This is a genomic window from Pseudomonas izuensis, from assembly GCF_009861505.1.
In the GTDB taxonomy this organism is placed as follows: Bacteria; Pseudomonadota; Gammaproteobacteria; order Pseudomonadales; family Pseudomonadaceae; genus Aquipseudomonas; species Aquipseudomonas izuensis.
The window spans coordinates 71,167-83,443 of record NZ_WTFT01000002.1 but is presented as its reverse complement, the minus strand read 5'-3'; the positions used below and the strand labels follow the sequence as shown (position 1 = coordinate 83,443).

Below are 12,277 nucleotides of genomic sequence, written 5' to 3'. Positions count from 1 at the left end.
GGCTTGCCCGCGATGGGGCCAGCCAATTCACCGCAATGCTTCAAACAGGCAAACTGGTGGTGGACTTGATCTCCGACAACGCCACCACCGAATTGACCTCCTGAATCCCCGGCACCATCGACAGCTTCTCGAAGAAGAAGCGTTCATAGGCCTCGATGTCCGCCGCGACGATCCGCAGCATGAAATCCACCGCCCCCATCAGCACGTAACACTCCAGCACTTCGGGGAAACCGCGAATGGCCTCAGTGAATTCCGTGAAGTTCGAACGCCCGTGGGCGTTGAGTTTGACCTGCGCAAAGATCTGCGTGTTCAGGCCGATTTTCTTGCGATCGAGCAGGGTCACCTGGGCACGAATGATCCCCTCCTCCTTCATCCGCTGAATCCGCCGCCAGCAGGGCGACTGCGACAGCCCCACCTGTTCGGCGATCTGCGCACTGGAGAGCGAAGCGTCCTCTTGCAGCAACGCCAGGATCTTGCGGTCATAGCCATCCAGTTCGCTTTGCATAAAAAAGCCCGTAATAGATAACTCGATGAATTGAATGATTCGAAAATACAGCCATTCAGCCCATCATAGATAAGAAATACCGGGCACCGAATGTAAAACTTTCTCCAGTGATTTTGGAGAACGACCATGCCGCACCTTCAAGCCGTGAACACCCGCGCCGATGTCTGGAACGTCAACAACATCCATTGCCGCGTCCAGTACCAGCTACTGGCCGAAGCCGAGCCCGATTTGCTGTGCCGCGCGCTCAACTTGTTCGCCTTGCAATTCCTGACGCCGGAGCAGGTGCACGTACAACGCCAGGACGACTTGCTGGCCATCGAGATTGTCATCGACGGATTGAGCTGGCATCGCGCCCAGGTGATTGCGGAAAAACTTCGTAACCTGATCAGCGTCTGCTCGGTTGATCTGCAAGGTGCTGACCCGGCGTGGACTGAAGCCGCCCTGGCGACCGGCTGAAAAAATCCGATACGGCTTCGTCGGGTAGTGGCCCAACGGTCTATGGCGCCACGACTATCCTTTGCGCACTGTTGTTCAAAAGGAGCCCGCATGTCCGTTCAACTCGCCATTCAGGACCGCTGGCTGGATCTCAATGATGTCTTGCGTGAGCTGGTCAACCAAGGCTTCATCAGCCAGGACTCGGCTGAACACGCGCTCAATGCCCGTCGCCGCCACGCCGCCCATGGCCAGATGCACCCCCTGGAGTTCATCGCCAGCCAACAGCTGGATGACCTCAGTCGTCCCGGCAAACACCTCGACCTGGAAAACCTGACCCTGTGGCTGTCCCAGCAGGCGGGCCAGCCCTATCTGCGTATCGATCCGCTGAAAATCAACGTCGCGGCCGTGACACCGCTGATGTCCTACGCCTTTGCCCAACGCCACAAGATTCTCGCAGTGTCCATTGACCGTGATGCCGTAACGGTGGCGAGCGCCCAGCCCTACGTCAACGGCTGGGAAGCCGATCTGACCCACGTGCTGAAGCTGCCGATCAAGCGCGTGGTGGCCAACCCGGTGGACATCCAGCGCTTCAGTGTGGAGTTTTTCCGCCTGGCCAAATCGGTCACCGGGGCGAACAACGCCGATCAGCAGATCAATACCCTGGGCAACTTCGAACAGTTGCTCAATCTCGGCGCCAGCGATCAGGAGCCGGATGCCAACGACGCGCATATCGTCAACATCGTCGACTGGCTGTTCCAGTACGCCTTCCAGCAGCGTGCCAGCGATATCCACATCGAACCCCGGCGCGAACAGGGCACGGTGCGCTTTCGCATCGACGGCGTGTTGCACAATGTCTACCAATTCCCGCCGCAAGTGACCATGGCCATCGTCAGTCGCCTGAAAAGCCTGGGGCGGATGAACATCGCGGAGAAACGCAAACCCCAGGACGGCCGGGTGAAAACCAAAACCCCGGACGGCGGCGAAGTCGAGTTGCGGCTGTCGACGCTGCCGACCGCCTTCGGCGAAAAAATGGTGATGCGGATCTTCGATCCGGAGGTGCTGCTCAAGGACTTCGATCAGCTCGGGTTTTCAGCCGACGATCTACGGCGCTGGCAGGACATGACCCGTCAGCCCAATGGCATCATTCTGGTCACCGGGCCGACCGGCTCCGGCAAAACCACCACGCTGTACACCACCCTCAAGAAACTGGCGACGCCCGAGGTCAACCTCTGCACCATCGAAGACCCGATCGAAATGGTCGAGCCGGCGTTCAACCAGATGCAGGTCCAGCACAACATTGACCTGACCTTCGCTTCCGGGGTGCGCGCGCTGATGCGGCAGGACCCGGACATCATCATGATCGGCGAGATCCGCGACCTGGAAACCGCAGAGATGGCGATCCAGGCGGCCCTCACCGGTCACCTGGTGCTGTCGACGCTGCACACCAACGACGCGCCGAGCGCCATCAGCCGCCTGCTGGAGCTCGGCGTGCCGCATTACCTGATCAAGGCCACCGTGCTCGGGGTCATGGCCCAGCGACTGGTGCGGACCTTATGCCCGCACTGCAAGGCCCCGCAAACCCTCGGCGAAGAAGACTGGCACACCCTGACCCGGCCCTGGCAGGCACCGCTGCCCACCAACGCCCAACGCGCCATCGGCTGCCTGGAGTGCCGCGACACCGGCTATCACGGCCGTGCCGGGGTGTACGAAATCATGCAACTGACCGAAGGCGTGAAAGCACTGATCAATCCCGACACCGACTTGCTGGCGGTGCGGCGTCAGGCATTCAAGGAAGGCATGCGCAGCTTGCGATTGTCAGGGGCGCAAAAGGTGGCGGCCGGTTTGACCACGATCGAGGAGGTGTTGCGCGTGACGCCGCAGAGCGAGCAGAAGTAGATGCGACCTGATGGAACTCGGTCAGGGGCAGACAATCCAACGGCGTAGTTAAAACAGTGGAGTCACCCATCATGCGTTTCAAAGTTGCTGTCGCTACCATCGCCCTGTTGTCCCTGCCTGTCGGTTCGGCGATGGCCGATAGCTTTTGGCGTAACGTCATTTCCTCCGGTGCCACCACCGGTTCGACTTACCTGACGTTCAAGGATAACAAGCTGATCGTCGCTGCCCAGGACGATGCCGGCAGCTTCGTCGCCAGTGACGGCGGCATCCGCGGCCCGTACCTGGAAGCCGCGATGCAGAAAGTCCGCGCCGACAACCCAGGCCTGCAAGCCACGGACATGGAGTTGGCGAACGCGATCCTGGCGAAAAATGCCGTGGCTTCGGAGTAATTTCCCGGCTGAACAAAAATGCCGCTCAACTGAGCGGCATTTTTTATGGCTCACACTCGCCACTGTGGGAGCAAGGCTTGCCCGCGATGGCGGCCTTGAGATCGCTATCGCGGGCAAGCCTTGCTCCCACATTTGTCAGCGGTACTCATCCAGCGGCACACAGGCACAAAACAGATTGCGGTCCCCATACACATTGTCCACCCGGTTCACCGCCGGCCAGTATTTATGGGCTTTGGTGTGAGCATCCGGGGTCACGCCCTGTTCGATGCTATAGGGCCGTTCCCAAATGCCGGTGATATCGGCCAAGGTGTGCGGCGCCCGTTTCAACGGGTTGTCCTCGGCCGGCCAGTTGCCGTTCTGCACCTCGTTAATCTCCGCGCGAATGCTCAGCATCGCACCGATAAAGCGGTCCAGCTCCGCCTTGGATTCACTTTCAGTGGGTTCGACCATCAGCGTTCCCGGCACGGGAAACGACATGGTCGGTGCATGGAAGCCATAGTCCATCAGGCGCTTGGCCACGTCTTCCTCGCTGATGCCGGTCAATGTCTTGAGCGGTCGCAAATCGAGAATGCATTCATGGGCCACCCGCTCGTTGCGCCCGGTGTACAGCACCGGAAACGCCCCGGATAAGTGCCGCGCCAGGTAATTCGCGGCAAGGATCGCCACTTCACTGGCGTCGGCCAGTTGTGGGCCCATCATGGCAATGTACATCCAGCTGATCGGCAGGATGCTCGCGCTGCCCCACGGCGCTGCGCTGACGGCACCGTTCTGCGCCAGCGGTCCGTCGATCGGCACCACCGGATGATTGGCCACGAACGGCGCCAGGTGCGCGCGCACGCCAATAGGCCCCATGCCAGGCCCGCCACCGCCATGGGGAATGCAGAAGGTTTTGTGCAGGTTCATGTGGGATACGTCGGCGCCGATGTCTGCCGGCCGCGCCAACCCGACCTGGGCATTGAGGTTGGCGCCGTCCATGTACACCTGGCCGCCATGACTGTGGATCACTTCGCAGATTTCACTGATGCCTTCCTCGTACACACCGTGGGTCGAGGGATAGGTCGCCATCAGGCAAGCGAGTTTGTCGCCGGCCTGGGCGGCTTTCTCTTTCAGATCCTCCAGATCGACGTTACCGGCTTCGTCGCACTCGACAATCACTACGCGCATCCCGGCCATCTGCGCCGACGCCGGGTTAGTGCCGTGGGCCGACGACGGAATCAGGCAGATATCCCGCCCACCCTGCTGGCGACTCTCGTGGTATTTGCGGATCGCCAGCAGCCCCGCGTACTCGCCCTGGGCACCGGAGTTGGGCTGCATGCAGATCGCATCGAAACCGGTGATCGCACAGAGCCAGCGCTCCAGCTCTTCGATCATCAGCGCATAACCGACTGCCTGTTCCTTCGGCGCGAACGGATGCAGGTTGGCGAACTGCGGCCAGGTGATCGGGATCATTTCGCTGGTGGCATTGAGCTTCATGGTGCACGAACCCAGCGGGATCATCGACTGATTGAGCGCCAGATCCTTGTTTTCCAACTGCTTGAGGTAACGCAGCATCTCGGTTTCGCTGTGGTGGGTGCTGAATACCGGATGGCGCAGGCAGGGCGAGGTTCTCTGCAATTGACTCGGGATGCTGGAAACCAGCGCCTCGGCATCCAGCTCATCGACATTGAGCCCATGATCGGCGCCGAGGAACACATCGAACAGCTTGGCCACCGTCGATTCGTCACAGGTTTCGTCAAGGCTCAGGCCCACTCGTCCGCGCCCCAGAATGCGCAAGTTGATCTGCGCCGCCTGGGCGCTTTCGATGATCGCCGTCTGGGTGCCACCGACGTCCAGGGTCAGGGTGTCGAAGAAATGCTGGTTGAGCCGCGTGATGCCCTTGCGCTCAAGGCCCGCGGCGAGGATGCACGTCAGCCGGTGCACGCGCTGGGCAATGCGCTTGAGCCCTTCCGGGCCGTGGTAGACCGCATAGAAACTGGCGATGTTGGCCAGCAGCACTTGCGCGGTACAGATGTTCGAGTTGGCCTTTTCACGGCGAATATGTTGCTCGCGGGTTTGCAGGGCCATGCGCAGCGCGACGTTGCCGCGGGCATCTTTCGACACACCGATGATCCTTCCGGGAATCGCCCGTTTGTATTCATCGCGGCTGGCAAAAAACGCCGCGTGCGGCCCGCCGTAACCCATGGGCACGCCGAAGCGCTGGGAAGAACCGAACACCACATCGGCGCCCAACTCCCCCGGCGGCGTCAACAGCAGCAGGCTCAGCAGGTCGGCGGCGACACACGCCAGCGCTTGCTGGGCATGCAGGTGATCGATCAACGGACGCAGGTCGCGGATTTCGCCGTGGGTGTCGGGATACTGCAGCAGCGCACCGAACACCTGGTGCTGTTTCAAGTTATCCACAGCGTCGATGATCAACTCGAAACCGAAGCCTTCGGCACGGGTCTGCACCACGGAAATGGTCTGGGGATGACAGTTCTGATCAACAAAGAACAGATTGCTTTTCGACTTGGCCACCCGTTTGGCCAGGGCCATGGCTTCCGCCGCCGCGGTGGCTTCGTCCAGCAAAGAGGCATTGGCCAGTTCCAGTCCGGTCAGGTCGATGGTCAGTTGCTGGAAATTCAACAGCGCTTCGAGCCGCCCCTGGGCGATTTCCGGTTGATAGGGCGTGTAGGCGGTGTACCAGCCCGGGTTTTCCAACACATTGCGCAGGATGACAGCCGGTGTGAGGGTGCCGTGATAGCCCATGCCGATCAGGCTGGTCCAGACCTGATTCTGTTCGGCGTAGCCGCGCAGCTTGGCCAGTGCGGCTTCTTCGTCGAGGGCCGGCGGCAGATCCAGCGCCCGGTTCAGGCGAATGCCCGGCGGTACCGTCTGTTCGATCAGCTCGACCCGGCTACCGAGGCCGAGGCTGTCGAGCATTGCCTGCTGCTCGGCGGTATCGGGCCCGAGGTGGCGGCGAAGAAAGGCATTGGGGTCGCGTAACTGGCTCAGGGACGGCAACTGGGACATGACGGGCTCTCTCTTGGCTGGCGCTCAACGTCGATGTAACACGGTCAAACCAGCATAGCAGCCGGTGCCGATACGGATGACGTGGCGCCGCCGGGCAATCCGGATCATCATGCTCGTCGTCTACCTAATGTCCGCTGATCGGGTGCCTGTATTTATGAGCCAACTGCCTTTCCTGCCTTTTTCCAAACCCACCATCGATGAATCCACCATTGCCGCTGTCGGCGATGTGCTGCGCTCCGGCTGGATCACCAGCGGCCCCAAGGTTCAGGCCTTTGAAGCGCAACTCTCGGAGTATTTTGGCGGACGCCCGGTGCGCACGTTCAATTCCGGTACCTGCACCATGGAAATCACCTTGCGCATCGCCGGCATCGGGCCGGGTGACGAAGTGATCACCACACCGATTTCCTGGGTGGCCACTGCCAACGTCATTCTGGAAGTCGGCGCCACACCGGTGTTTGCCGACATCGACCCGGTGACCCGCAATATCGACCTGGCGCAGCTCGAAGCGGCCATCACCCCGCGCACCAAAGCCATCATCCCGGTGTATCTGGCCGGGCTGCCCGTGGACATGACACGCCTGTATGCCCTGGCACAGAAGCACGGTCTGCGGATTGTGGAAGATGCGGCCCAGGCACTGGGTTCAAGCTGGAACGGTCAGCGCATTGGCTCGACCGGCGATTTCGTGTCCTTCAGTTTCCAGGCAAACAAGAACGTCACCTCTTCGGAGGGCGGCTGCCTGGTGTTGAACAATGCCGAAGAAGTCAGGTTGGCGGAAAAATACCGACTGCAAGGCGTCACCCGCAGCGGCTTTGATGGCCTGGACGTCGATGTGCTGGGCGGCAAGTTCAACATGACCGATGTCGCAGCGGCCATTGGCCTGGGGCAATTTGCCCATATCGAAGCGATCACCGCTCATCGGCGTGAATTGGCCAAGCACTACTTCAGCTGCTTTGGCGAGGATTTCGAAGCACAGTACGGGGCACAACTGCCCCCGGCGGATTTCGAGAACAGCAACTGGCATTTGTTCCAGCTTGTATTGCCAGAGCGCCATGATGGCAAACCGGCGCGAGCGACCTTCATGGAGCAGATGCAGGCATTGGGTGTGGGCATTGGCTATCACTACCCGCCGATTCACCTGCTGAGTCTTTACCGCGAGCGCGGTTTCAAGGAGGGCATGTTCCCGGTCGCCGAGCGGGTCGGTCGGCTGATTGTCTCGTTGCCGATGTTCACGGCGATGAGCAAAGCGGATGTCGAGCGTTCAGTGGCAGCCGTGAAAGCCGTTTTAAAACCATAAAAACTGTGGGAGCGAGGCTTATTCGCCGATGGCGGCCTTGTAGCCGGCGGCATCCAGCAGTTTTTCCAGCTCGGCCGGGTTGCTTGGCTTGAGCTTGAAGATCCACGCACCGTACGGGTCGGAGTTCAGCAATTCCGGAGTAGCGCTCAGTTCTTCGTTGATTGCGATCACTTCACCGGCCACCGGGGAATAGATGTCGGAAGCGGCCTTGACCGACTCCACCACACCGGATTGATCACCGGCAGCAAAGACGTTTCCGACTTCGGTCAGTTCGACGAACACCACGTCACCCAGCGCTTCCTGCGCGTGATCGCTGATGCCCACGGTGACGGTGCCATCGGCTTCCAGGCGAGCCCATTCGTGACTTTCGGCAAAACGCAGGTCGGCAGGGATATCGCTCATGTTCTGTGTCCTCAGGAAAATTGTCAGCGGTCATTGCCGCCAGAAAGGTTAGATCAAGGTTTTGCCATGGCGTACGAAGGTCGGTTTGACCACTCGGACCGGGTACCACTTGCCACGGATTTCCACTTCCGCGCGGTCGGCCGTTGCCATCGGCACGCGCGCCAGTGCAATCGACTTGCTAAGCGTAGGAGAGAAACTACCACTGGTGATCTCCCCTTCGCCAACATCGGCGATGCGGACCACTTGATGAGCACGCAAAACCCCGCGCTCCTCAAGGACCAGGCCGACCAGTTTTTGCTGTACGCCCCCGCTGCGTTCGGCCTCCAGCGCCGTGCGCCCGATGAACTGGCGAGTGGCCGGTTGCCAGGCAATGCTCCAGGCCATGTTGGAGGCCAAGGGTGAGACGTCTTGATTGATGTCCCGGCCGTAGAGGTTCATGCCGGCTTCGACCCGCAAAGTGTCCCGTGCGCCGAGACCAATGGGAGAAATACCCGCACCCACCAGATCGTTGAAGAACCCCGGCGCCTGATCGGCAGGCAGGATGATTTCCAGACCATCTTCACCGGTATAGCCGGTGCGCGCGATGAACCAGTCGCCGTCGGGCTGGCCTTCGAAGGGTTTGAGCAGCTGGATCAGATTGCCCCGGGACTGATTGACCAGCTCGGCCACTTTCTGCCGGGCGTGGGGGCCCTGGATGGCCAACATGGCCAGTTCGGAACGCTCGCTGAGCTGCACATCGAAACCGTCGAGATGAGCCTGCATCCATGCGAGATCCTGATCACGGGTGGAAGCGTTGACCACCAGACGATAACCGTCGTCCAGGCGGTAGACGATCATGTCGTCGACGATACCGCCGCGCTCGTTGAGCATGGTGCTGTACAAGGCGCGACCAGAACTGTGCAGGCGATCGACGTCATTGGCCAACAAGTGCTGTAGCCATGTCTTGGCCTGGGGGCCGTCGACATCGATCACGGTCATGTGGGATACATCGAAAACACCGCAATCGCGGCGCACCTCATGGTGCTCCTCGACCTGCGATCCGTAATGCAGGGGCATATCCCAACCGCCAAAATCGACCATCTTCGCGCCGAGGGCGAGATGAAGGTCATACAGAGGCGTACGCTGTCCCATGGGTTTCTCCTTCCGGGCGTGGCGAAGGTGCGGGCGAGAAATCTATCGAGTAAAAGCCTTGATACAAAAGGCTTGCAGTCGATTTCTACTACTTTTTCTGTCAGACGGACCGCACCGAATGCCGCGCATTGTAGCCGCAAGGTGTAGGACTGACACCTAGCTGTTTCGATGTGCCGAACGCCGGATCAATCCGATGACCGGTAGCAACCCGACCAAAACCAGGGTCAGTGCCGGCAAGGATGCTCTCGCCCACTCGCCCTCGCTGGTCATTTCGAAGATTCGAACGGCCAGCGTGTCCCAGCCAAACGGGCGCATCAGAAGGGTCGCGGGCATTTCCTTGAGCACATCGACGAACACCAGCAACGCGGCGCTCAACGAGCCGGGCAGCAACAACGGCAGATACACTTTGAAAAACAGTCGCGGTCCACTGACGCCCAGGCTACGTGCCGCTTCGGGCAAAGATGGCCGTATACGCGCCAAACTGCTTTCCAGCGGCCCGTAAGCCACGGCAATGAAGCGCACCAGATACGCCAGCAGCAACGCCGACAGACTCCCCAGCAGCAACGGTTTACCGGCCCCACCGAGCCAGCCGGAAAGCGGAATGACCCATTCGCGGTCCAGATAACTGAACGCCAGCATGATCGATACCGCCAGCACTGAACCGGGCAAGGCGTAGCCAAGATTGGCCAGGCTGACTCCGGCACGGATACCCTGGGTCGGCGCCAACCGCCGGGCAAACGCCAAGACCAGGGCGACACTGACAGTGATCAACGCCGCCATCGCGCCCAGGTACAAGGTGTGGACGATCAGGCCTGTGTAACGCTCGTCCAGATCCAGGCGCCCGCGTTGCCAGAACCACGCCAGCAATTGCAGCATCGGTATGACGAAGGCGCAAGCGAACACCAGACTGCACCATCCCGTGGCCAGCAGCGCTTTGACGCCTCGCAGGTGATACAGCGCCTTGACCCGTGGCCGTTCGTTGCTCGCCCGATTGGCCCCGCGCGCACGACGTTCACCGTACAGCACCACCATCACCACCAATAACAATAGGCTGGCCAGTTGCGCGGCGGTGGAGAGGCTGAAAAATCCATACCAGGTCTTATAGATCGCAGTTGTGAAGGTGTCGAAATTGAACACTGACACCGCACCGAAATCCGCCAGGGTTTCCATCAGCGCCAATGCCACGCCCGCACCGATAGCCGGTCGTGCCATGGGCATTGCCACCCGCCAGAACGCTTGCCATGGCGATTGCCCAAGCACCCGCGCGGCTTCCATCAAGCCTTTGCCCTGGGCCAGGAACGCGGTGCGAGCCAACAGGTAAACGTAGGGATAGAACACCAGCACCAGAACCAGAATCACCCCGCCCGTGGAGCGCACACGCGGCAAGCGCAGGCCCGTGCCGAACCACTCGCGCAGCAGGGTTTGCACGGGACCGGCAAAATCCAGTAAGCCAACGAAGACGAATGCCAGTACGTAGGCCGGAATTGCAAAGGGCAGCATCAACGCCCAATCCAGCCAGCGTCGGCCGGGGAAATCGCAGAGGCTGGTGAGCCAGGCCAGGCTGACACCGAGGATTGTCACACCGACACCGACACCAAACACCAGGGTCAGGGTGTTACCCAGCAGACGCGGCATCTGCGTGTCCCACAGGTGGGACCAGATCTGTTGATCGACGGTTTGCCAGGAAAGCAGCAAAACGCTCAGAGGTAGCAGGACCAGCGCAGCGATGGCGAAGACCAGGGGATACCAGCGGCGTTGGGCGGGGTGGGCCAAGGACAATCTCTTTAGCGGATGGGAGAAGCCCCTGTAGGAGCGAGCTTGCTCGCGATGAACGTCGGGGCACCGCGAGCCGTCAGGTACCCCGCGTTATCGTTGACGTTTTTTCGCGAGCAAGCTCGCTCCTACAGGGTCAGCGGCGCCTGCGGATAAACAAAACGCCCCGCATAGGCGGGGCGTGGTAAATCGGGCGGCTCAGTTCCAGCCAGCCCGATCCATCATGCGAATCGCTTCGGCCTGGCGCTTGCCGGCGACTTCGACAGGCAAGGTATCGGCCACGAACTTGCCCCAGGCGGCGACTTCGGCAGAGGGCTGCACGGCAGGGTTGGCCGGGAATTCCTGGTTCACGTCAGCAAAGATCTTCTGCGCCTCAGGCGTGGTCATCCACTCCACCAGGGCCTTGGCCGCTTCCGGGTGCGGGGCATGTTTGGTCAGGCCGATACCCGAGAGATTGACGTGCACGCCACGATCCGCCTGGTTCGGCCAGAACAGCTTCACCGGCAGGTCAGGCTTCTGCTTGTGCAGGCGACCGTAGTAGTAGGTGTTGACGATACCGACATCGCACTGGCCGGCATTGATGGCCTCCAGTACCGCGACGTCGTCGGAGAACACATCGGTGGACAGGTTGCTGACCCAGCCCTTGAGGATCTTCTCGGTTTTCTCGGCGCCGTGGACTTCAATCATGGTGGCGGTCAGGGACTGGTTGTAGACCTTCTTCGCCGTGCGCAGGCACAGCCGGCCTTCCCAGTTCTTGTCGGCCAGCGCTTCGTAGGTGGTCAACTCACCCGGCTTCACCCGGTCGGTGGAATAGGCAATGGTCCGCGCCCGCAGGCTCAGGCCGGTCCAGGCATGGGAGGACGCTCGATATTGCAGCGGGATGTTGGCGTCGATGGTTTTCGAGGTGAACGGCTGGAGGATGCCCATTTGCTCGGCTTGCCAGAGGTTACCGGCATCGACGGTCAGCAGCAGGTCGGCGGTGGCATTCTCGCCCTCGGCCTTGATCCGCTGCATCAGTGGCGCTTCCTTGTCGGTGATGAACTTCACCTTCACGCCGGTTTTCGCGGTGTAGGCATCGAAGACCGGCTTGATCAGCTCGTCGATACGCGAGGAGTAGACCACCACCTCGTCGGCAGCCTGGGCAGCGGTGCTGCCGATTAGAGTCAGGGCCAGTGCGGTCAGTAGACGCTTCGGTGCCAACATGGGAGCGGTCTCTCGATTGAAAAAATGAGGGCAAATGATAAGGACTCACATTTGCCTTCTCAATCGAACAGTTCGCGGAGGAGTTACCAGATGTTGCACGACCAAAGATGTGTGGTGACTGAGCGGACGCCATCGCGGGCAAGCCCGCTCCCACAGGGATCTCCAGTGTTCACACATTTGCATGTACACCGCCATACCTGTAGGAGCGGGCTTGCCCGCGAAGAGGCCATCAGCCGCATC

General features: G+C 60.7%; 10 protein-coding genes. 4 read left to right on the top strand and 6 right to left on the bottom strand.

Annotation, left to right across the window (positions count from 1 at the left end; all coding sequences use genetic code 11):
* Positions 1–40: 40 nt before the first annotated feature.
* Entirely contained in the window at positions 41–505 is a 465-nt protein-coding gene (locus tag GPL81_RS00575) for an Lrp/AsnC family transcriptional regulator (RefSeq protein WP_096514317.1), read from the bottom strand.
* A gap of 126 nt (positions 506–631) precedes the next feature.
* Between GPL81_RS00575 and GPL81_RS00570 the strand changes: the two genes are divergently transcribed.
* From GPL81_RS00570 to GPL81_RS00560, 3 genes are all read left to right on the top strand, one after another.
* Positions 632–961, top strand: coding sequence for a hypothetical protein (locus tag GPL81_RS00570; RefSeq protein WP_160104796.1), 330 nt, complete (start codon positions 632–634; stop codon positions 959–961).
* Between the two features lie 90 nt (positions 962–1,051).
* Positions 1,052–2,836: a type IV pilus assembly ATPase TfpB gene (tfpB, locus tag GPL81_RS00565; RefSeq protein WP_160104795.1), complete on the top strand. Its 1,785-nt coding sequence runs from the start codon at positions 1,052–1,054 to the stop codon at positions 2,834–2,836.
* Between the two features lie 71 nt (positions 2,837–2,907).
* The gene (locus GPL81_RS00560; protein ID WP_096514314.1) at positions 2,908–3,225 is read left to right on the top strand and encodes a DUF2388 domain-containing protein; all 318 of its coding nucleotides are present in this window, start codon (positions 2,908–2,910) and stop codon (positions 3,223–3,225) included.
* Between the two features lie 135 nt (positions 3,226–3,360).
* On the opposite strand, the gene gcvP is transcribed toward GPL81_RS00560, so the two are convergent.
* On the bottom strand, positions 3,361–6,234 hold the full coding sequence (gene gcvP / locus GPL81_RS00555) for an aminomethyl-transferring glycine dehydrogenase (protein ID WP_160104794.1): 2,874 nt from the start codon (positions 6,232–6,234) through the stop codon (positions 3,361–3,363).
* A 154-nt stretch (positions 6,235–6,388) separates the two neighbouring features.
* Here gcvP and GPL81_RS00550 point away from each other — a divergent pair, with 154 nt between their 5' ends.
* Entirely contained in the window at positions 6,389–7,528 is a 1,140-nt protein-coding gene (locus tag GPL81_RS00550; RefSeq protein ID WP_160104793.1) for a DegT/DnrJ/EryC1/StrS family aminotransferase, read from the top strand.
* Between the two features lie 18 nt (positions 7,529–7,546).
* Here GPL81_RS00550 and gcvH read toward each other — a convergent pair whose 3' ends face one another.
* The 4 genes from gcvH to GPL81_RS00530 form a co-directional block, all read right to left on the bottom strand.
* Positions 7,547–7,930: a glycine cleavage system protein GcvH gene (gcvH, locus tag GPL81_RS00545; protein ID WP_160104792.1), complete on the bottom strand. Its 384-nt coding sequence runs from the start codon at positions 7,928–7,930 to the stop codon at positions 7,547–7,549.
* Positions 7,931–7,978: 48 nt separating this feature from the next.
* Entirely contained in the window at positions 7,979–9,061 is a 1,083-nt protein-coding gene (gcvT, locus tag GPL81_RS00540; RefSeq protein WP_121104230.1) for a glycine cleavage system aminomethyltransferase GcvT, read from the bottom strand.
* Positions 9,062–9,217: 156 nt separating this feature from the next.
* Positions 9,218–10,834: an ABC transporter permease gene (locus GPL81_RS00535; RefSeq protein WP_160104791.1), complete on the bottom strand. Its 1,617-nt coding sequence runs from the start codon at positions 10,832–10,834 to the stop codon at positions 9,218–9,220.
* 198 nt (positions 10,835–11,032) lie between these two features.
* Positions 11,033–12,037 (bottom strand): extracellular solute-binding protein, encoded by a 1,005-nt coding sequence (locus tag GPL81_RS00530; protein ID WP_160104790.1) that lies wholly within the window; start codon positions 12,035–12,037, stop codon positions 11,033–11,035.
* Positions 12,038–12,277: the final 240 nt, after the last annotated feature.

Bases quoted from the DNA above. Each gene is read 5' to 3' on its own strand.
- GPL81_RS00575 (WP_096514317.1), bottom strand. From the start codon at position 505: ATGCAAAGCGAACTGGATGGCTATGACCGCAAGATCCTGGCGTTGCTG.
- GPL81_RS00570 (WP_160104796.1), top strand. From the start codon at position 632: ATGCCGCACCTTCAAGCCGTGAACACCCGCGCCGATGTCTGGAACGTC.
- tfpB (WP_160104795.1), top strand. From the start codon at position 1,052: ATGTCCGTTCAACTCGCCATTCAGGACCGCTGGCTGGATCTCAATGAT.
- GPL81_RS00560 (WP_096514314.1), top strand. From the start codon at position 2,908: ATGCGTTTCAAAGTTGCTGTCGCTACCATCGCCCTGTTGTCCCTGCCT.
- gcvP (WP_160104794.1), bottom strand. From the start codon at position 6,234: ATGTCCCAGTTGCCGTCCCTGAGCCAGTTACGCGACCCCAATGCCTTT.
- GPL81_RS00550 (WP_160104793.1), top strand. From the start codon at position 6,389: ATGAGCCAACTGCCTTTCCTGCCTTTTTCCAAACCCACCATCGATGAA.
- gcvH (WP_160104792.1), bottom strand. From the start codon at position 7,930: ATGAGCGATATCCCTGCCGACCTGCGTTTTGCCGAAAGTCACGAATGG.
- gcvT (WP_121104230.1), bottom strand. From the start codon at position 9,061: ATGGGACAGCGTACGCCTCTGTATGACCTTCATCTCGCCCTCGGCGCG.
- GPL81_RS00530 (WP_160104790.1), bottom strand. From the start codon at position 12,037: ATGTTGGCACCGAAGCGTCTACTGACCGCACTGGCCCTGACTCTAATC.